The sequence below is a fragment of the Mesorhizobium sp. M0894 genome, assembly GCF_040319725.1.
In the GTDB taxonomy this organism is placed as follows: Bacteria; Pseudomonadota; Alphaproteobacteria; order Rhizobiales; family Rhizobiaceae; genus Mesorhizobium.
In genome coordinates this window covers 1-19,142 of record NZ_JAMYOG010000029.1, presented here as the reverse complement: position 1 = coordinate 19,142, position 19,142 = coordinate 1, and the positions used below count along the sequence as shown (strand labels likewise).

Annotated in this window: 16 protein-coding genes and 1 pseudogene; 12 read left to right on the top strand and 5 right to left on the bottom strand. The window is 64.4% G+C overall.

Features of this window, described 5'->3' with window-relative positions; translation table 11 throughout:
• Window positions 1–252: 252 nt before the first annotated feature.
• Window positions 253–1,113: a TIGR01459 family HAD-type hydrolase gene (locus NKH91_RS30370; RefSeq protein WP_023717121.1), complete on the top strand. Its 861-nt coding sequence runs from the start codon at window positions 253–255 to the stop codon at window positions 1,111–1,113.
• 31 nt (window positions 1,114–1,144) lie between these two features.
• Complete coding sequence (locus NKH91_RS30365; RefSeq protein ID WP_023717122.1) at window positions 1,145–2,128, top strand: bifunctional riboflavin kinase/FAD synthetase; 984 nt, start codon at window positions 1,145–1,147, stop codon at window positions 2,126–2,128.
• 2 nt (window positions 2,129–2,130) lie between these two features.
• On the opposite strand, the gene NKH91_RS30360 is transcribed toward NKH91_RS30365, so the two are convergent.
• Entirely contained in the window at window positions 2,131–2,685 is a 555-nt protein-coding gene (locus NKH91_RS30360; RefSeq protein WP_023717123.1) for an HdeD family acid-resistance protein, read from the bottom strand.
• Window positions 2,686–3,019: 334 nt separating this feature from the next.
• On the opposite strand from NKH91_RS30360, the gene NKH91_RS30355 reads away from it, so the two are divergent.
• Together NKH91_RS30355 and NKH91_RS30350 are read left to right on the top strand one after the other, a co-directional pair.
• Window positions 3,020–3,925, top strand: coding sequence for an alpha/beta hydrolase (locus tag NKH91_RS30355; RefSeq protein WP_352481725.1), 906 nt, complete (start codon window positions 3,020–3,022; stop codon window positions 3,923–3,925).
• Between the two features lie 223 nt (window positions 3,926–4,148).
• Complete coding sequence (locus tag NKH91_RS30350) at window positions 4,149–4,961, top strand: MipA/OmpV family protein (RefSeq protein WP_023717125.1); 813 nt, start codon at window positions 4,149–4,151, stop codon at window positions 4,959–4,961.
• Between the two features lie 35 nt (window positions 4,962–4,996).
• On the opposite strand, the gene NKH91_RS30345 is transcribed toward NKH91_RS30350, so the two are convergent.
• Together NKH91_RS30345 and NKH91_RS30340 are read right to left on the bottom strand one after the other, a co-directional pair.
• A complete protein-coding gene (locus NKH91_RS30345) occupies window positions 4,997–5,209 on the bottom strand; it encodes an antitoxin Xre/MbcA/ParS toxin-binding domain-containing protein (RefSeq protein WP_352495538.1) in 213 nt (70 codons plus the stop codon).
• A 112-nt stretch (window positions 5,210–5,321) separates the two neighbouring features.
• Window positions 5,322–5,507, bottom strand: a complete 186-nt coding sequence (locus NKH91_RS30340) for a hypothetical protein (RefSeq protein ID WP_023717127.1) — start codon at window positions 5,505–5,507, stop codon at window positions 5,322–5,324.
• Window positions 5,508–5,550: 43 nt separating this feature from the next.
• Here NKH91_RS30340 and ileS point away from each other — a divergent pair, with 43 nt between their 5' ends.
• Both ileS and NKH91_RS30330 read left to right on the top strand, forming a co-directional pair.
• The gene (gene ileS / locus NKH91_RS30335; protein WP_352495537.1) at window positions 5,551–8,541 is read left to right on the top strand and encodes an isoleucine--tRNA ligase; all 2,991 of its coding nucleotides are present in this window, start codon (window positions 5,551–5,553) and stop codon (window positions 8,539–8,541) included.
• A 195-nt stretch (window positions 8,542–8,736) separates the two neighbouring features.
• The gene (locus tag NKH91_RS30330) at window positions 8,737–9,417 is read left to right on the top strand and encodes a hypothetical protein (protein WP_023717129.1); all 681 of its coding nucleotides are present in this window, start codon (window positions 8,737–8,739) and stop codon (window positions 9,415–9,417) included.
• A gap of 86 nt (window positions 9,418–9,503) precedes the next feature.
• On the opposite strand, the gene NKH91_RS30325 is transcribed toward NKH91_RS30330, so the two are convergent.
• A complete protein-coding gene (locus tag NKH91_RS30325; protein ID WP_023717130.1) occupies window positions 9,504–9,956 on the bottom strand; it encodes a nucleoside deaminase in 453 nt (150 codons plus the stop codon).
• Between the two features lie 76 nt (window positions 9,957–10,032).
• On the opposite strand from NKH91_RS30325, the gene NKH91_RS30320 reads away from it, so the two are divergent.
• The 5 genes from NKH91_RS30320 to NKH91_RS30300 all read left to right on the top strand — a co-directional run bounded on the left by NKH91_RS30320 (window position 10,033) and on the right by NKH91_RS30300 (window position 16,753).
• Window positions 10,033–12,084, top strand: coding sequence for a pseudouridine synthase (locus tag NKH91_RS30320; RefSeq protein ID WP_352885031.1), 2,052 nt, complete (start codon window positions 10,033–10,035; stop codon window positions 12,082–12,084).
• Window positions 12,065–12,619 carry a 16S rRNA (guanine(966)-N(2))-methyltransferase RsmD gene (gene rsmD, locus NKH91_RS30315; protein WP_352849091.1) on the top strand — a complete coding sequence of 185 codons (555 nt, stop codon included), beginning with the start codon at window positions 12,065–12,067 and terminating at the stop codon, window positions 12,617–12,619. Before NKH91_RS30320 ends, rsmD begins: the two co-directional genes overlap by 20 nt.
• 104 nt (window positions 12,620–12,723) lie before the next feature.
• On the top strand, window positions 12,724–14,088 hold the full coding sequence (locus tag NKH91_RS30310; protein ID WP_352849088.1) for a M16 family metallopeptidase: 1,365 nt from the start codon (window positions 12,724–12,726) through the stop codon (window positions 14,086–14,088).
• A 286-nt stretch (window positions 14,089–14,374) separates the two neighbouring features.
• Window positions 14,375–15,619 (top strand): M16 family metallopeptidase, encoded by a 1,245-nt coding sequence (locus tag NKH91_RS30305; RefSeq protein WP_352849086.1) that lies wholly within the window; start codon window positions 14,375–14,377, stop codon window positions 15,617–15,619.
• 264 nt (window positions 15,620–15,883) lie between these two features.
• Window positions 15,884–16,753 carry a patatin-like phospholipase family protein gene (locus NKH91_RS30300; RefSeq protein ID WP_352849080.1) on the top strand — a complete coding sequence of 290 codons (870 nt, stop codon included), beginning with the start codon at window positions 15,884–15,886 and terminating at the stop codon, window positions 16,751–16,753.
• 249 nt (window positions 16,754–17,002) lie between these two features.
• On the opposite strand, the gene NKH91_RS30295 is transcribed toward NKH91_RS30300, so the two are convergent.
• The gene (locus NKH91_RS30295) at window positions 17,003–17,899 is read right to left on the bottom strand and encodes an MBL fold metallo-hydrolase (protein WP_352849078.1); all 897 of its coding nucleotides are present in this window, start codon (window positions 17,897–17,899) and stop codon (window positions 17,003–17,005) included.
• A 141-nt stretch (window positions 17,900–18,040) separates the two neighbouring features.
• Here NKH91_RS30295 and NKH91_RS30290 point away from each other — a divergent pair.
• Window positions 18,041–18,944 (top strand): annotated as a pseudogene (locus NKH91_RS30290) (LysR family transcriptional regulator).
• The last annotated feature ends 198 nt before the right edge of the window (window positions 18,945–19,142 follow it).

Sequence of the window (19,142 nt, the reverse complement as noted above, 5' to 3'; positions counted from 1 at the left end):
TTCAATCCCCGTTAACCACACGTCCGCAATCGGCAATGCCGGTCCGCGCTCTCCGCGGCAAAGTCCCTAAAAGCGGATAAGGCGCTGGAAAAGAAAAGCTTTCGCCATCACTTCCCCGCCGGCGCCCCGGGCGGCAATCTTGCGGGCACAACGAAAGCTGGTGACAGAGCGAAGCGCTTCGGTTAATCCGGGCCGGCCGCTACGGACCGTCGGTCGCGGCGCTTGCAAGCATCATGGTACAGGGACAACGGCATGGCGGATTCGCCCGACATCATCGGTTCGCTCGCAGACCTGTCGGGAGCCTATTCAGCCATCCTGTGCGATGTCTGGGGCGTGGTGCACAATGGCGAATGGCATTTCCCCGCGGCTGCTGCCGCGCTGATCACTGCTCGCGCGGCGAAAATACCTGTCGTGCTGATCACCAATTCGCCGCGCCGCAGCGCCGACGTGGTGGCGCAGATGAACGCTATCGGTGTTCCTTCCGCCGCCTACGATCGTGTCGTGACGTCCGGCGACGTGACCCGCGACCTGATCGCCGACGGGCCGCGAAAGATCTTCCATATAGGCGCCGATCGAGATTTCACGCTCTATGATGGTCTCGACGTCGAGCTTGTCGAGGAGTTCGAAGCATCCGGCGTGGTCTGCACCGGCTTGTTCAATGACGAGGTGGAAAAGCCGGAAGATTATGCCGATCTTCTGCGGCGGCTGCGTGCCAGGAACCTGCCCTTCATCTGCGCCAATCCCGACATCGTCGTCGAGCGCGGCGAACGCATGATCTGGTGCGCAGGGGCTTTGGCCCGCGAATACGCGCAGCTTGGCGGGCGCACCCTGATCGCCGGGAAACCCTATGCGCCGGTTTATGAGGTCGCCATGAAAGAGATCGCCGTCATTCTCGGCCGCACGGTCGAGCGTTCGCAAGTTCTGGCCATCGGCGACGGCATGATGACCGACATCAAGGGCGCGGCCGATAATGGCTTCGACGTGCTCTACGTATCGGGCGGCATCCATGCCCGCGATTACGGTGAAGCGCTGCAGCCAGACCCGGCCAGGCTCGCGGCCTTTCTCGAAAAATACGGCTACAGGCCGGTCGCGGTGATTCCCAGACTGCAATAACTTCAGGCCCAGACTGCAATAGGTTCAAGCTATGACGGCAATGTTCGAACGCATTTCCGCAACCGCACCGCTGCCGGCCCATCTGCGTGGCGGCGTGGTGGCGATCGGCAATTTCGACGGCGTCCACCGCGGCCACCAGGCGGTGCTCGAACGCGCGCGCGCCGAAGCGGAGCGTCGCGGCGTACCTGCCCTGGTGCTGACCTTCGTGCCGCATCCGCGAAAAGTGTTCAGGCCGGACATGCCGCTGTTCGTGTTGACGCCACCGCCAATGAAGGCGCGGCTGCTGTCGCATCTGGGCTTTGCGGCGCTGGTCGAGCAGCCGTTCACACGCGAGTTCGCCTCCTTGTCGGCGGAGGCTTTCGTCACCGGCGTGCTCGAGCGCAACCTCGGCATAAGCCACGCCGTCACCGGCTTCGATTTCCATTTCGGCAAGGACCGCCAAGGCGGCCCGGCCTATCTGATGGCGGCCGGCGAGCGCCACGGCTTCGGCGTCACGCTGGTCGATGCCTTCCGCGACGAAAGCGCCGAGGTGGTGTCGTCGAGCCGCATTCGCACGCTGCTGTGCGAGGGCAATGTGGCCGAGGCCGCCGGCCTGCTCGGCTACCGTTTCACCGTCGAGGCGGAGGTGATCGGCGGCCAGCAACTCGGCCGGACACTCGGCTTTCCGACCGCAAACATGAGGCTTTCGCCGGAAGCCACCCTGAAGGACGGAATTTATGCAGTCCGCTTCCGCCGCGCCGACGGCTCGCTTCATGATGGCGTCGCCAGCTTCGGCCGCCGGCCGACGGTCGACGACAATGGCGCACCATTGCTGGAGACTTTTGTGTTCGACTTTTCCGGCGACCTCTACGGCGAGATTTGTGCCGTGTCCTTTTTCGGCTACCTGCGTTCGGAGGTGAAGTTCGACGGGCTTGATGCGCTGGTCGCACAGATGAAGCGCGATGAGGCTGAGGCGAAGGCACTGCTCGCCGGCGTCAGGCCGCTTTCCGGGCTCGACGCGGCCATAGCTTTCTGAATCTACTTTTTCAGCGCCAAGCCGACGGCAATGAAGGTCCAGCCTTGGAAAATCAGGTCGACGGCCAGGAACAGGCCGAGCACCCACACGCTGTTGACCGGCCAGCCCATGGCGATGACCAGTCCCGCCAGCGCGCTGATGATGCCGGCCGCGACCACCCAGCCCCAGCCCGGCTGCGGCCGGTGGCTGTAGCCGACCCAGGCCCTGAGCACGCCTGAAGCAAGGAGTGCGACTGCCAGGAGGAAGGTTAGCACCGTCGAGGCGAGGACCGGATTGTCGAAGGCGAAGAAGCCGGCGACGGCGTAGAGGAGGCCGCTGAGCAGCCAATAGAAGAAGCGGCCCCATGTCTTCACGCCGAAGGCATGGATGATCTCGACAACGCCGGCCATCAGCATCAGCCAGCCCACGACAAAGACGGAGGCGACGGTTGCGATGAACAGATTGCCGAAAGCGATGCCGCCGAAGACAAGCAGCAGCACCCCAAGCGCGACGAACCATCCCCACTTCGCCCGCGTCTGGCCAATGGCGTCTTTCAAGGCGTCGCCGTGCAGTGTCATCACCCTTCTCCCTCAAGGTTGCCTAGCTTCTTTGTTCCGGAAGGTAGCGCCGATCGCCTTGCCCGTCCAGCGAGCAGGCTGCGAGCGCCACGCCCCGAGCGATCCGCTTGCCACACTTCCGCTTTGTCCCGAAGAGGCCAAATATCAGATGGAATATTCGACCATATGCGAGGGGAGTGCTAAAGATGACGAGTGGGTTTAGGGGCGACCCGCCGTCTCGTGTATTCGCCATGACGCAAGTGTAACGAAAAATCCCCAGCGCTGGCATTGGCCCTTTATCGATGACGTGCTGCTGTACGCCGTTTTCTACGCTTGATGAGGCTAGGGAAGCAAAATGGGCGACGTGGACGAACACCTCGATCTGACGGAGATCAACGCCGTCCGCAGGTTGTTGACCTCAAAGCCACGAACGGTCCGCTGGGACGAACGCCGGGCACGGCTCGACGAGGTTGGTTCGGTGTGGCCGATTGCCGAGGACATCCGATGCGAGGATGTGGTTTTCGATGGCCTCGAGGGAGAGTGGTCCCTGGCGCCTGGGAGTGACAGGGATAAGGTTCTGCTGTTTTTCCACGGTGGTGGCTACTGCTCCGGCTCTCCTAAAAGTCATCGTCGAATGGTGACAGAGGCAGGTCGGGCAATGGGAATGCGCACTCTCGCGATCGACTATCGACGCGCACCGGAACATCCTTTCCCTGCGCAACATGAAGACGCACTCACCGCATGGCGCTTTCTGAGGCGGCAAGGGATCGCGCCGGATCGCATCGTGGTTGGCGGAGACAGTGCGGGCGGCAACCTCACCCTGTGCCTGGTCAGTATATTGCGCGCGGCAGGCGAGCCGTTGCCGCGATGTCTTTGGCTGGTTTCGCCCTGGACGGACCTTTCGATGTCCGGCGCGACACTATCAACCAAGGACGCAATCGACCCCATCATCCACCGGGCGTATTTGGAGGAACTGGCAACCGCCTATGTTCCCAATGGCGTTGGTCGGCGCGATCCCCTGATCTCGCCGTTGTTCGCCGATCTGAGCGGATTTCCCCCAATGCTTATACAAGTCGGTTCGGCCGAGACGCTGTTGTCGGACGCAACTCGGCTCGCGGAAGCCGCTGGCGCGACTGACGTCAAAGTACGTCTCGAAATTTGGCCGCATATGATTCACGCTTGGCCGGTTTGGAATGCGCGGTTGAGTGCCGGTCGCCGCGCTCTTCACAGCGCGGGCATGTTTGTCCACGAGTATTTATAACCCTTGCCGAGGCAACTGCTGGAACCCTTGCCGAGGCAACTGCTGGCGCATTCCAGACGTCTTGATCTGGGATCTTGGTGCGCCAATACGATTCGTTGCTATGCGGAAAACAGGGCCAACGCCGCCAATGTTACGGATATTAAGTCAAATTTTACCGAAATGGCGCCATGGCTTGGATGAAGGCTGGTTGTATCGGCCAATGCGTTCGACGTATGGAGTAACGATGCGGTCAGTCCCGACGATCCCGACGGTCTTGGCCGCATTCATGCTCGGCACCTGCGGCGTTGCCAAGGCCGGCGAGGGCACCTTCGGCTGGCTGTCCGGAGACTGGTACCTGACGGTCGGCGCCACCGGCATGGTCGCGCCGAATTTCGAGGGCGGCAAGAAGTACCTGCTCAGCGCCTCGCCGATCATCTCGCTCGGCAAGGCTGGTCCCGCGGCGCGCTTCAACTCGCGCAACGACAATATCTCATTGGCATTGATCGACGATGGCGGCGTCCGCGCCGGCCTGACAGGCAAGTTCCTGTTTTCCCGCGATGGTGGTGACGCCGACGAATTGAAGGGTCTCGACCCGGTGCGCTGGGGCGGCGAGGCTGGCGGCTTCTTCGAATTCTATCCTTTGGATTGGCTGCGTGCCCGCGCCGAATTGCGGCACGGCATTCGCGCCCATAACGGCTTTGTCGCCGACATCGCCGCCGACGCCTTTTACGATGTGACGCCCGACGTCAGGATTTCCGGCGGGCCGCGCGTTTCATTCGCCTCATCGGACTATTTCGACGCCTATTATGGCGTTGATGCCAAGGAGTCACTGGCCTCGGGGCTCAGCGAATATCATCCAGGCGGCGGGGTGAAATCCGCGGGCCTGGGCGGCGCGGTGACCTGGAAGGTGACCGAGCCGATGACGGCCAGTCTGTTCGGCGAATATTCCCGCCTGATGGGCCCGGCCGCCGATTCCAGCCTGGTCAAGGAGCGGGGCTCCAGGGATCAGTTCATGATCGGCGTGTCGACGACCTATCGCTTCGATTTCTCGATGTGAGCGGGCGGGTTGTGCACGACGGAGAGCCGCAAGGCTCAGACGACTATGCCGTAGCCGATCCGGTTGAGTTCCTCTTCCACAAGCGTGGCACCTGTTGCAGACTGAGGGAGATCGATGGGCGCGTCGTTGAGAACCCGACTTCGCTTACGCAGCCAGCGTTGCGCCTTTTCATGGTTGCCAAAAACGCGATTCGCCATCGTTGAAATGCGTTCAAGTCGCAAGGCGGACTCGGTAGTCGTCAGGGTCACATTCCGTCCTTCCAGCGCGCTAAACTGTGAAATGCAAACCGAAGATGCTGGTCTCTCGACGCCATCTACCGACAAACATAGGCGCAATTGGTGTACGCTCCTAGCGGAAGCATCAGAGTTCGGGCTTTTCAACATCGCCTGTCTCAGTTAAAAGCCCAGCCATGACGAGCTTTTCGCGCCTTCTCGCGACTGCGATACGAATTACAGGCCCGGTGTTCCGGGCGGCTTGACCGCCGCCGGAGCCGCCGGGAATCTTGCGCGCGGCCTCTCGCGCTTTTTCCAGATCATGATAGTTCAACGCCCGGGCTCTTTTGCCGACGGGCAACGCATATGGCAGACGAATGACTGATACCGAGACCGCCGAGACGATCGACTATTCCAAAACGCTCTACCTGCCGCAGACGGATTTTCCGATGCGCGCCGGTTTGCCGGAAAAGGAACCGCTGCTGGTCAAGCGCTGGCAGGATATGGACCTTTACCGCAAGCTGCGCGAAGACGCAGCCGGCCGCGAAAAATACGTGCTGCACGACGGCCCGCCCTATGCCAATGGCAACATTCATATCGGCCATGCGCTGAACAAGATCCTCAAGGACGTCATCACCCGCTCATTCCAGATGCGCGGCTATGACTCGAACTATGTACCCGGTTGGGATTGCCACGGCCTGCCGATCGAATGGAAGATCGAAGAGCAGTACCGCGCCAAGGGCAAGAACAAGGACGAGGTGCCGGTCAACGAGTTCCGGCAGGAATGCCGCGAGTTTGCGGCGCACTGGATCAAGGTGCAGGGTTCCGAATTCCAGCGCCTCGGCGTCGTCGGCGACTTCGACAATCCCTATACGACGATGGCTTTCCACGCCGAGGCGCGCATCGCCGGCGAGCTGCTGAAATTCGCCATGTCCGGCCAGCTCTATCGCGGCTCCAAGCCGGTGATGTGGAGTGTGGTCGAGCGCACCGCGCTGGCCGAGGCGGAGGTCGAATACCAGGACTATGAGTCGGACACGATCTGGGCGAAGTTTCCGGTCGTCAGCCTCGCTCGCCAGGTCATCAACATCGATGATGGGCAGCCAGCCCTGGATCCCAAGCTGACGCAGACGTCGCTCGATCTGCTTGATGCCAACGTCGTCATCTGGACCACGACGCCGTGGACCATCCCCGGCAACCGCGCCGTCAATTACTCGCCGCGCATCAACTATGGTCTCTACGAGGTCACGGCGGCCGAGAACGCCTTTGGCCCCCAGCCCGGCGAAAAGCTGATCTTTGCCGAGAAACTTGCAGACGACGCTGCCGCGAAGGCCAACGTCACCCTGAATCGTCTTCGCAGCGTTGGCGCCGAAGAGCTTGAAAATCTTACGCTTTCGCATCCCCTCAAAAGTCTGGGTGGTGGCTACGAATTCCCTGTGCCGATGCTGGCCGGCGATCATGTCACCGACGATGCGGGCACCGGATTCGTCCACACCGCGCCGGGACACGGCCGAGAAGACTTCGACGCCTGGATGGATGCCGCCTCTGATCTTCGCCAGCGTGGCATCGACACCGCGATCCCCTTCACCGTCGACGATGCCGGCTTCTTCACCAAGGACGCGCCGGGCTTCGGCCCGGACCGCGAGGGTGGGGCGGCGCGCGTTATCGACGACGATGGCAAGAAGGGCAACGCCAACCAGGCCGTCATCGACGAGCTGATCAAGCGAAACGCGCTGTTCGCGCGCGGCCGGCTGAAGCACTCCTATCCGCATTCCTGGCGCTCGAAGAAGCCGATCATCTTCCGCAACACGCCGCAATGGTTCGTCTATATGGACAAGGAGCTTGGCGACGGCACGACGCTGCGCAGCCGCGCCCTGAAAGCCATCGACGATACCCGTTTCGTACCCGCCGCCGGCCAGAACCGCATCCGCGCCATGATCGAGGAGCGCCCTGACTGGGTGCTGTCGCGCCAGCGCGCCTGGGGCGTGCCGATCGCCGTCTTTGCCGATGCCGACGGCAATGTCCTGCGCGACGAGGCAGTCAACCAGCGCATCATGGACGCCTTCGAGAAGGAAGGTGCCGACGCCTGGTTCGCCGCCGGCGCCAAGGAGCGTTTCCTCGGCAATCACGATGCCTCGAAATGGCAGCAGGTGATGGACATCCTCGATGTCTGGTTCGATTCAGGCTCGACGCATGCCTTCACGCTTGAGGACCGGCCCGACCTGAAATGGCCGGCCGACGTCTATCTCGAAGGCTCCGATCAGCATCGCGGCTGGTTCCACTCCTCGCTGCTCGAAAGCTGCGGCACCAGGGGCAGGGCGCCCTACGAAACCGTCGTCACCCATGGCTTCACCATGGATGAGGAGGGGCGGAAAATGTCGAAGTCGCTCGGCAACACCGTCGTGCCGCAGGACGTCATCAAACAGTCCGGCGCCGACATCTTGCGGCTGTGGGTGGTGACGACCGATTATTGGGAAGACCAGCGGCTCGGCAAAAACGTGCTGCAGACCAACATCGACGCCTACCGCAAGCTGCGCAACACCATCCGCTGGATGCTGGGCACGCTCGCCCATGACGATGGCGAGGAGGTGCCGCTGGACAAGATGCCGGAGCTGGAGCGGCTGATGCTGCACCGGCTCGCCGAGCTCGATGAAGTCGTACGCTCGGGCTACGACGCCTTCGAATTCAAGCGCATCACCCGCGCGCTGCTCGACTTCATGGTGATCGAGCTGTCGGCCTTCTATTTCGATATCCGCAAGGATGCGCTCTACTGCGAAGCGCCTTCCAGCGTGAAGCGCAAGGCTTCCGTGCAGGTGGTGCGCCATCTCTTCGACTGTCTGGTGAAATGGCTGGCGCCGATGCTGCCTTTCACCATGGAAGAGGCTTGGCTCGACCGTCATCCGGATGTCGTCTCGGTGCATCTCGACCAGTTCCCGGAGATCCCGGCGGACTGGAAGGACGAGGCGCTGGCGGAGAAGTGGCGCAAGGTGCGGCAGGTCCGCCGTGTCGTCACCGGCGCGCTGGAGATCGCCCGCGCGCAGAAGGTCATCGGCTCTTCGCTGGAAGCGGTGCCGGTCGTCACTCTCGACGATGCCCTACTCGAAGCGGCGATCGCCGATGTCGACATGGCCGAGATGGCGATCACCAGCGATCTGGTTATCGCGCACGGCAAGGCGCCGGCGGGCGGCTTTACCCTCGACGATGTCAAAGGCGTCGCCGTGGTCGTCGAGAAGGCGGAGGACCGCGGCCTGGTGAAATGCGCACGCTCCTGGCGCTACACCGCCGATGTCGGCTCAGATCCGGAATTCCCGGATGTTTCGGCCCGTGACGCAGCTGTCCTGCATGAGCTGAAGGCTTTGAGCCGCCTTTAAGGCGGTGCACAATTGCCACGGCGGGCGGCCGATCGGCCCCCGTGCGTTGCCCTTAACGAGTGGTTGAGGTAAACACGCGAAACTCCGGACGACAAATTGTCGCCGGAATTCCGTCGGAAGAGCATAGGCGATGGGGGCCGGACCTTTCTTTGGCCGGCGGCAATCGAGAGGCTGTCTACAGTGGGACTTTTTGGCATGACCGAGAGAACTTACGCGCGCGTCGCGCTGCTGGCGCCGCTTGTCGTATCGAGCCTCGCCTTGTCCGGCTGCATGGGCTCGCCCACCTACGGGACCGACAAGACCGCGGGCGCGCAGCTTGCCGGCGACCTCACCGGGGCTTTTTCCTTCGCACCCAAACGCAAGGATAGTATCGACTACAAGCCGCGCCCCACGCTGGTGAAGCCAGGGCCGGGGCAGAAGGAAGTCTTGCCGCCGCCGCAGGAAAGCATCGAGACGGCGAGTGCCGAATGGCCCGAATCGCCGGAGCAGCGCCGTGCCCGCCTGCGCGCCGATGCCACCCTGCATCAGGACGACCCGGCCTACCAGGCGCAGGTCATCGATGACGTGCAGACGGATCCGGCGTCGGTCAAGGCCGCGCTGAAGCAGTCGGGCTCGAGCCACCCGCCAGCCTGGACTCCGGCCGATTCGGACAAGGACCGCGCCGCGGAAATCATGCGCCGCCGGGCTGAAGGCAAACAGGGCGACCCGACCACCCGCAGATATCTGAGCGAGCCGCCGGTGCAATACCGCGCTGCCGCCGACACTGCGCCGCAGGGTGACCTCGGCGAGGACGAGTACAAGAAGGAACGCCGCCTCAAAAGGGAGGCGGCCGCCAAGAGCAAGAGCAGCGGCATGTTCGACTGGCTGCCCTGGTAGACTGACGGCGCCAGAGACGTTCTGGCCTGGATTGGCTGAACTGGATTGGCTGACTTGGATTCGGTCCGTCTGCCGAACCAGGAAAATCAGGGTCCGCGTCGCTCGCGAAAAAAGTCCTTCAGCAATGCTGCTGCAGCGTTCTCGGCCATGCCAGGATAGATGTCGGGCACATGATGGCAGGTCGGTGACGTGAAGAAGCGAACGCCATTGACGACTGCGCCGCCCTTCTCGTCGGCGACGCCGAAATAGAGCCGGCGCAGCCTGGCGAAAGAGATGGCGCCGGCGCACATGGTGCACGGCTCCAGCGTCACATAGAGATCGTGGCCGCTGAGCCGCTCGCTGGAAAGCTTGCGGCAGGCCTCGCGGATCGCCAGCATCTCGGCATGGGCGGTCGGATCGGCGAACTCGCGGGTGCGGTTGCCGGCACTCGCAACGACCGTATCGCCGCCGACGACGACCGCGCCAACCGGCACCTCGCCACGCAGGGCGGCGGCTTCGGCTTCTTTCAGCGCCAGCGCCATGAAATCCTGCCGCCTCACGCGGTTTCCATTCCGATTATCTCCTCGCCACTAGAGCGCGATCCTGTTACTACCCGCGCAAACGAGCAAAGGCCACATGGACGACAAAAACAAGAAATTCCCGCGCAAGGCCGGCCCGAAACCGGCGGGGCCGCGTGGTCGCGATGGCGCTCCCGGCAAGGGTGGCAAGCCGTCCTTCGGCGTCAAAAAACCCTACACTCCGCGCGGCGATCGGCCGGCGGCGGCCGAAGGCGAACGGCCGAAACGCGACTTCAAGCCGAAGCGCGAAGGCGACCGGCCGTTCGGCAAAGGGCCGCGTCCGGAAGGCAAGCCTTATGAGAAGCGCGAAGGTCCACGCAAGCCTTATGCACCGCGCGGCGATCGGCCGGCGGCGGCCGAAGGCGAACGGCCGAAGCGTGACTTCAAGCCGAAGCGCGAAGGCGACAGGCCGTTCAGCAAAGGGCCGCGTCCGGAAGGCAAGCCTTATGAGAACCGCGAAGGTCCACGCAAGCCTTATGCACCGCGCGGCGACCGGCCAGCAGCTGCCGAAGGCGAGCGGCCGAAGCGCGACTTCAAAGGCAGCGAGAGGCCATTCAGCAAAGGGCCGCGTCCGGAGGGCAAGCCTTATGAGAAGCGCGAAGGTCCGCGCAAGCCCTACGCGCCGCGCGGCGACCGGCCGGCCGCTGCCGAAGGCGAGCACGGCGAAAAGCGCTTCGACCGTCCCAAGCGTGACTTCGGGGATCGTCCCAAGCGTGATTTTGGCGGCGATCGGCCGCAAGGGGCACAAAGGGCACAGGCGGCATCGGAGGGCGGCTTCAAGCCGCGTCCGTGTCGCGTCGAGGCAACGGAAGAAGCCGGCGAACGCATTGCCAAGCGGCTGGCGCGTGCCGGCCTGGCCTCGCGCCGCGATGCCGAGGAACTGATCGCGGCCGGCCGCGTCAAGGTCAACGGCAGGGCGCTGACCTCGCCGGCCTTCAACGTGATGCCCGGCGACATCATCCATCTCGACGGCATGGAGATCCCGCCGATCGAGCGCACGCGGCTGTTCCTGTTCAACAAGCCGGCCGGCGTGGTCACCACCAACCGCGATCCCGAAGGCCGCAAGACCGTCTTCGACGTGCTGCCCCCCGGGCTGCCGCGGCTGATGACCATCGGCCGGCTCGACATCAACACCGAAGGGCTGCTGCTGCTCACCAATGATGGCGGCCTGTCGCGCGTGCTCGAACTGCCGGCGACCGGCTGGCTGCGGCGCTACCGCGTGCGCGTCCACGGCAAGGTCGAGGAAAGCGCGCTCGCGGGCCTGCGCGAAGGCATTGCCGTTGACGGTGTCTTTTATGGCGCCATCGAGGCGACGCTGGACCGCGAGCAGGGTTCGAATGCCTGGCTGACGCTCGGCCTGCGGGAAGGCAAGAACCGTGAGGTCAGGAACATCCTGGGCTCGCTCGGTCTCGACGTGACGCGGCTTATCCGCATTTCCTACGGGCCGTTCCAGCTCGACGATTTGCCGGAAGGCCATGTGTTGGAGATCAAGGGCCGCGTGCTGCGCGACCAGCTCGGCGAGCGCCTGGTCGAAGAGTCCGGTGCCAATTTCGACGCCGATATCGCCAAGCCGTTTTCCAACAAGCCGGTCAGGCGTGAGCGGGAGGAGGAGCCCGAGCGGCCGAAATTCACCCGTGACGGCGAACGCCGTCCGATCGGCGAGGGCGGCCTGATCAAGAACCGCAAGCGCCGCGAAGGCAGCCGCGACGAAGCGCTCGGCAAGCTGTCGACAAAACCGGAGAGGAGCTTTGGCGAGCGTGGCGCCAAACCTGAACGCGGCGACTTCGGGGACAAACCCCGTGGCGACAAGCCTCGTGGCGGCTTCGGCGGCAAGAAATCCGAACGCGAGCAGCGGCCGATCGAACCGCCGGGCCAGCGCAAGGCCAATGTCTGGATGGCGCCGGGGGCGCGGCCGATCGGCAAGGGCAGGGCGGAGGCAGACGCCGCCAAGGCGGCGGAAAACAAGGCGCGCAAGGCCGCTTTCAAGCCGTCTTATGGCAAGCCCGGCGGTGCAAAGCCGTTCGGCAAGCCTCGTGGCGAACGTTCGGATAGCGGTGGCGACCGGCCGCGTGGCGGCCCGAAAGGAAGCAATGCGGATCGTCGGCGGTGAGCTTCGCGGGCGTCCGCTGGCGACGCCCCGCACCTTTGCCATCCGCCCGACGACCGACCGCACGCGTGAGGCGGTCTTCAACGTGCTGGCGCATCGCTTTCCCGAAAAACTGAACGGCGCGCGCGTGCTCGACCTGTTCGCCGGCACCGGCGCGCTCGGCCTCGAAGCGCTGTCGCGCGGCGCTGCCTATGCTGTCTTCATCGAGGAATCCGCCGAAGGGCGCGGCCTGATCCGCACCAATGTCGAGGCTTTCGGCCTCACCGGCCGCACCAAGATCTTCCGTCGCGACGCGACGGCCTTGGGCGAGGCGGGCACCATTGCCGCATTCGGCCTCGTCTTTGCTGATCCGCCCTATGGCAAAGGCCTTGGCGAACGCGCTTTGCGCTCGGCCAAGGCCGGCGGCTGGCTCGCCCCCGGCGCGCTCTGCGTCGTCGAAGAAGCGGCGGCGGCGACGTTCGAGGCGGGGCCGGGCTTTTCGGTTGTCGACGAGCGCAACTATGGCGAGACGGTCATCCGCTTCATCGAGGTTGGGTGAGGCCCCGCAATTGGCGAGGAAGCAGCGCCTTCAAAATGACGAACAATTCGCTTTGCCTCGACCAGCAACCCCGCCTATCGTTCCACCCCAAACCGGAGCCATCTATGACATTTCAGGCTGAATGGCTGCGCGGAACGCTCTTGGGACTGGCCCTGGTGATGGCCGCGCCGGCTCTGGCGGACAACAATCCCGACGACGGCGCGGTGACGGATTTCCTGCTCGACAACGGCATGGAGGTCGTCGTCATCCCCGACCACCGCGCCCCGATCGTCACCCATATGGTCTGGTACAAGATCGGCAGCGCCGACGAGCCGCCGGGCAAATCCGGCATTGCCCATTTCTTCGAGCATTTGATGTTCAAGGCGACCAGCAACCATGCGGCCGGCGAGCTCGATCGCGCCGTCGCCGCCATCGGCGGCTCGGACAACGCCTTCACCTCCTACGACTACACCGCTTTTCATGAGACAGTGGTGCCGCAGGCGCTCGGTGAGATGATGGGCTTCGAGGCCGACCGCATGCGCAATCTCATCCTCAACGACGATGTCATCAAGACCGAGCGCGACGTCATCCTCGAGGAGCGCCGCTCGCGCATCGACTCCAATCCGCAGGCGGTGCTCGACGAGGAGATCGACGCCACGCTGTGGCAGAACCAGCCCTACCGCATCCCGGTCATCGGCTGGATGCAGGAGATGGAGAAGCTGAACCGCACCGACGCGATGGCCTTCTACAACAAATATTATACGCCCAATAACGCCGTGCTGGTGGTGGCCGGCGATGTTGAGCCGGAAACGGTCAAGGCGCTGGCCGAAAAGACCTATGGCAAGATCGCGCGCGGCCCGGATCTGCCGCCGCGGATCCGCCCGATCGAGCCCGAGCAGAACACCAGGCGCACGGTGACGCTGACCGACGGGCGCGTCAGCGTGCCGAGCTTTACGACGCAGTGGGTGGTTCCGTCCTATCACACGGCAAAGCCCGGCGAAGCCGAAGCGCTCGACGTGCTGTCCGAAATCCTCGGCGGCGGCAACCGCAGCCGGCTCTACCAGGAGCTTGTCGTCAGGCAAGGGATAGCCGCCCCGGCTGGCGCCTTCTTCCAGGGCACGATGCTCGACGATAGCAATTTCACCGTCTATGGCGCGCCGCGCGGCGATGCCAAGCTTGCAGACGTCGAGGCCGCGGTCGACGCCGAGATCGCCCGCATCGCGAAAGACGGCGTCACCAGCGATGAGCTGGAAAAATCCAAGGACCGTTTCGTCCGCTCGATGATCTTTGCCCGCGACAAGCAGGAGGACATGGCCAACATCTACGGCTCGACGCTCGCCACCGGCGGCAACGTCCAGGACGTCCAGCAATGGCCCGACCGCATCCGCAAGGTCACCGCCGACCAGGTCAAGACGGTCGCTGCCCGCTATCTCAATCTCGACCACGCAACGACCGGCTATCTTCTGCCGCAAACCCAGGCTGGGAATTGATTTGATGATGAACCAGCACGGTCCCGCTCTGCCTTCTCCCCCGGGCTCCTCCCCTTCTCCCCTTGTGGGAGAAGGTGGCCGAGCAAAGCTCGGTCGGATGAGGGGTGTTCCAGCTTGGCACCAACGGCACTCCGTCCAACACCCCTCAACCGTCTCGGCGCTTCGCGCCGATCCACCTTCTCCCACAAGGGGAGAAGGGAAGCACGCGCGCTCCGGCCCTCTTCTAGCGACCCTCATCCTCTCCCTCGTCTTCCTCATCCTGCCGGCGCTTTCGGCTCGTGCTGCCATGAACATCCAGGAGGTGACCTCGTCGAAGGGCATCACCGCCTGGCTGGTGGAGGATTATTCGGTGCCGATCGTCGCCATCCGCTTCGTCTTCGATGGCGGCGCGACGCAGGATCCGCCCGGTAAGGAAGGGCTTGCCAACCTGATGAGCGGTCTGTTCGACGAAGGTGCCGGCAACCTCGACAGCGAGGCCTTCCAGGTCAAGCTTGACGATGTCGGCGCCGAGATGAGCTTCGATGCGCAGCGCGACGGAATCTACGGCTCGATGCGCATGCTGGCCGAGCAGCGCGACGGCGCCTTCGACCTGCTGCGCGTGGCGGTCAACCAGCCGCGCTTCGACCAGGTGCCGATCGACCGCATCCGCGCGCAAATCCTGTCCGGCATCATCGCCAACGAGCGCGATCCCGATACGCTCGCCCAGCGCAAATGGCTCGACGCGATCTACGGCAGGCATCCCTATGCGCGGCCGGACCAGGGCACCAGGCAAAGCATCGCGACGATCACGCCGTCCGATCTCAGCGCCTTCCACAAGGCAAATTTCGCCCGCGACGGTCTGCATGTCGCGGTGGTCGGCGCCATCGACGCCGAGACGCTGAAGCAGAAGCTCGACCTGGTATTCGGCAGCCTGCCGGAAAAGCAGGCGCTTACGCCCGTTCCCGACATCGACCTGAAACTTGGCCAGCAGCTCGAGGTCGTGTACGACCAGCCGCAGGCTTCGCTGCAACTCGCCTATCCCGGAGTGAAGCGGAATGCGCCGGATTTCTTCGCCGCGGTGCTGATGAACGAGATCCTCGGTGGCGGCACCTTCACCTCGCGGCTGTTCGACGAGGTGCGCGAGAAGCGCGGCCTGGCCTATAGCGTCAGCTCCGACCTCGTCGACCACCAGCATTCCGAGGCGCTGTCCATCACCACTTCGACCCGCGCCGACAGGGCGGCCGAGACGCTGGCCGTGGTGCGCGACGTGGTCAAGCGCATGGCCGAGGAGGGGCCGACCGAAGGCGAGCTGGCGGCGACCAAGAAATACATGATCGGCGCCTACGCCATCAACAATCTGAATTCCTCCGGCGCGATCGCCTCAACGCTGGTCGAGATCCAGCTCGGCAAGCTCGGCATCGACTACATGCAGCGCCGCGCCGCGCTGATAAACGCGGTGACGCTGGACCAGGTCAAGGCGGCGGCAAAAAAGCTGCTCTCCGCCGAGCCGGCCGTCATGGTGGTCGGGCCGAAGCTAGGAAGCAAGGGATGAGCCGTTGCCTGCATTTCTCGGGCGCTGGCGCTGCCCCTCATCGCCCTGCCGGGCACTTCTCCCCGTATAGTGACGGGGAGAAGGGGGCTGGCCGCAATGCCGACGCCCTTCTTGCAGCGCTGGCGATTGGCAAAACCATCGATGAGAGCGCCCCTCTCCCCGTCACTATACGGGGAGAGGATGCCGGCAGGCAGGTGAGGGGCGGCGCCAACCTCGACAAGAGCAGGTCGAAAGCGGCTGTCCTGTCGTCAAATGTCACCCAAAATGGCGCCTAGCTTCGGCATCGCCTTTGGCGGCGGCGGCGCGCGCGGGCTGGCGCATATCCACGTCATCGAGGTGCTGGACGAACTGGGCATAAGGCCGGCGGCAATCGCCGGCTCGTCGATCGGCGCCATCATGGGCGCCGGCATGGCCTCGGGCATGACCGGCAAGGACATCCACGACTATACGCGCTCGATCCTCGGCCGCCGCGCCGAAGTGGCGACGCGCATGTGGCGGGCGCGGCCCGGCACCTTTGCCGAAGCGTTGCAGGGCGGCTTGCGGGTCAGCCAGTTCAATGTCGAGCGCATCCTCAAGGCGTTCCTGCCCGACGCCATCCCCGAGACCTTCGCCGAATTGAAGATACCGCTGAAGGTGACGGCAACGGATTTTTATGGCCACAAGCTCGCCGTGTTCGACGAGGGCGAGCTGCATTCGGCGCTGGCTGCCTCGGCGGCGATCCCGGCAGTGTTCCGCCCGGTGATGCGCGACGGCAGGCTGCTGATCGACGGCGGCATCTACAATCCCGTGCCGTTCGACCTGATCGAGCTCGACGCCGACATCATCATCGCCGTCGACGTGGTCGGCGCGCCGACCGAGGCCGGGCGCAAATTCCCGACCTCCGTCGACCTGATGTTCGGTGCCACGCAGCTGATGATGCAGTCGATCATCGCCAGTAAGCTGAACCAGAGCCGGCCCGACATCCTGATCCGGCCGGCGGTGTCGAAATACCGCGTGCTCGATTTCATGAAGGTCGAGGCGCTGATGGCCGAGACGGTGGCGATCAAGGACGAGCTGAAGCGCGAGATCGAAAGGGCGGTCGAGGCGCGGGCCAAGGCCGAAGCCAGCAAGCGCACCAACCGTCTCGGCGGATGACCGTAATCAAGCGCTTGGCGTCAGCGCCCGCTGGCCCATGAGCGTGTCGACATCAGGCGGGCAGGGGCGGTAAGTTTGGGCGCGAAGGCCGGCGTTCATTCGCGCCCCCCTCTGCCCTGCCGGGCATCTCCCCCACGAGGGGGGAGATTGGCTGTCATCGGCGATTTCGCCTATCACCAGCATTGCAGGATCGAGCGCCGAGGCTGAAGCTTCCGATCTCCCCCTCGAGGGTCGAGATTGGCGGCCATTTCAGCCCCACTTCATCTCGCCGGTGGCAACCTTGGAGCCGATGTCGAGCGCAACGCCCATGCCGAGGCCGGGGAAGCGGGCTTCCATGGCGCTCTTCAGCGCGGCCGCGTCCTTGGCCTTGGCCAGTTCTTCCTCGAAGGCGATGAGATAGGTCTTGGTGTGCTCGACGGCTGAAAGGTCGGTAGTTGCCTCAGGTGTCATGTGCCCGGGCACGACGATCGCCGGCTTGCGCGCTGCGATCTTTTCGAGATTGGCCAGCCAGGCGGCGCGCAGTTCCTTGGTCGGCGTGTCGGCGGTCCAGACATGCACGCCGGCAAAGATCATCACCCCGCCGAACACCGCATTCAGCGACGGCACGAAGAGATAGCGCCGATTGGCGAGCCCTTCCGCGGCGACGATCTCGATGCTCTCGCCGTCGACGCTGAGCGTCTTGCCGTCGAAAGCTTCGGGGATGACGACGTCGGCGAGCGCCTGTGGGCCATTCTCCTTGAGCTGCGGCCCCCAGACGGCGAGCTTCTTTTCGACATTGCCGTTGATGGCGGCCACCGTATCGGCTGCGGCGATCACCCGTACCTGCGGGAACGCCTGCTTGATCGGCTTGAGGCCGAAATAATAGTCGGGGTCGGACTGGCTGACATAGATGGTGGTGAGCGTCTTGCCGGTGGCCTTGATCGCTTCGGCCACGGCGCGGCCGTCGGGGTAGGTGAAACCACCGTCGATCAGCACGGCTTCGGTGGCGCCGGAGATCAGCACCGGGGCGCGGAAGAAGCCGTTTTGCCCGGCCGGAAAATGCTTCCAGGAAAGCCCGCCGGCCGCATGGCCGAGCCCGGCGGGAGCAAAGACCGCGGCAGCGCCGGCGGCGAGGGTGGTTTTCATGATGGCTCTCCGTGTGAACATGGATGTCTCCTGGGAATGCGGAACTCGGCGGCGCGCAGCCTCGATGCCCGCAAGATGGCAAAAGCGGAATGCGTATTGAAGGCCGACAAAATAGACGTAATGTATGCCATTGCCTGACAATGAGACCGCCATGAGCCAAGCATGAACCTGAACCGGCTGGCCTATTTCGCGGCGGTGGTCGACGCCGGCTCGTTCACGCGGGCCGCCGAGCGGCTGGGCATCACCAAGGCGGTCGTCAGCCAGCAGGTGGCGCGGCTGGAGCGCGATGTCGGAACGACGCTGCTGATCCGCACGACGCGCCGCGTCCATCCGACCGAGGCCGGCCGGACATTCCATGCCCGCTGCCTGCAAGTCCTGCAGCAGGCCGAGGATGCCTTCGACGAACTCGCGCAGGCCGCCGCCGAGCCGACTGGCACGCTGCGCATCGCGGCGTCCAACGACTACGGCACGTCGGCGGTGGTGCCGGTGGTCGCCGCCTTCAGCGCGCGCTATCCCGCCTGCCGGGTGGAGCTGACGCTGGGCGACGAGACGATCGACCTGGTTTCCGGCCACATCGACGTGGCCATCCGCGTCGGCTGGCTGGCCGATTCCAGCCTGCAGGCGCGGCGCATCGGCACCTTCCAACAAATTCATGGTGTGCGGCGCCGGGTTTGAAGGCCGCTTCACCGCCGGCGAACCGCAAGACCTTGCCGGGCTGCCCTTCGTCGCCAACATGGCGCTGCGCGAACCGCTGCTATGGCAATTTTCGCGCGGCGACGAGCAGCAGGCCGTGCGAATGCAGGCAACGATTTCAATCGACGCAACGCCGGCAGTGCTGGCGGCGGTCCGCGCCGGCGCCGGCCTCTCGGTGCTGCCAGACTTTTTGGTGCGGGACGAGCTGGCCGCCGGGCGGCTGGTGCAGGTCCTGCCCGAGTGGCGGCTGCCCTCCGGCGGCATCTACACAGTCTACCCCGCCGCCCGCTTCCGCCCGCCCAAGGTGACGAGGTTTGTCGAGATGCTGATTGCGGCCGAGCAGAAGCTGGAGGCAGGCGGGCGGGGGCGCTGATGGGCGAAGCAGCGATCTCCCCCCCAACGGCAGGGCTATCGCATAGGGGGCCCCCCTCATCCGGCCGCTTCGCGGCCACCTTCTCCCCGCTGGGGAGAAGAGGCTGGCGTTAACGCCGGCGACCTCCTCTCCCCTCGGGGAGAGGTCGGATTGCCCCGAATTGCCCTTCGCAATTCGGTTGGCAATCCGGGTGAGGGG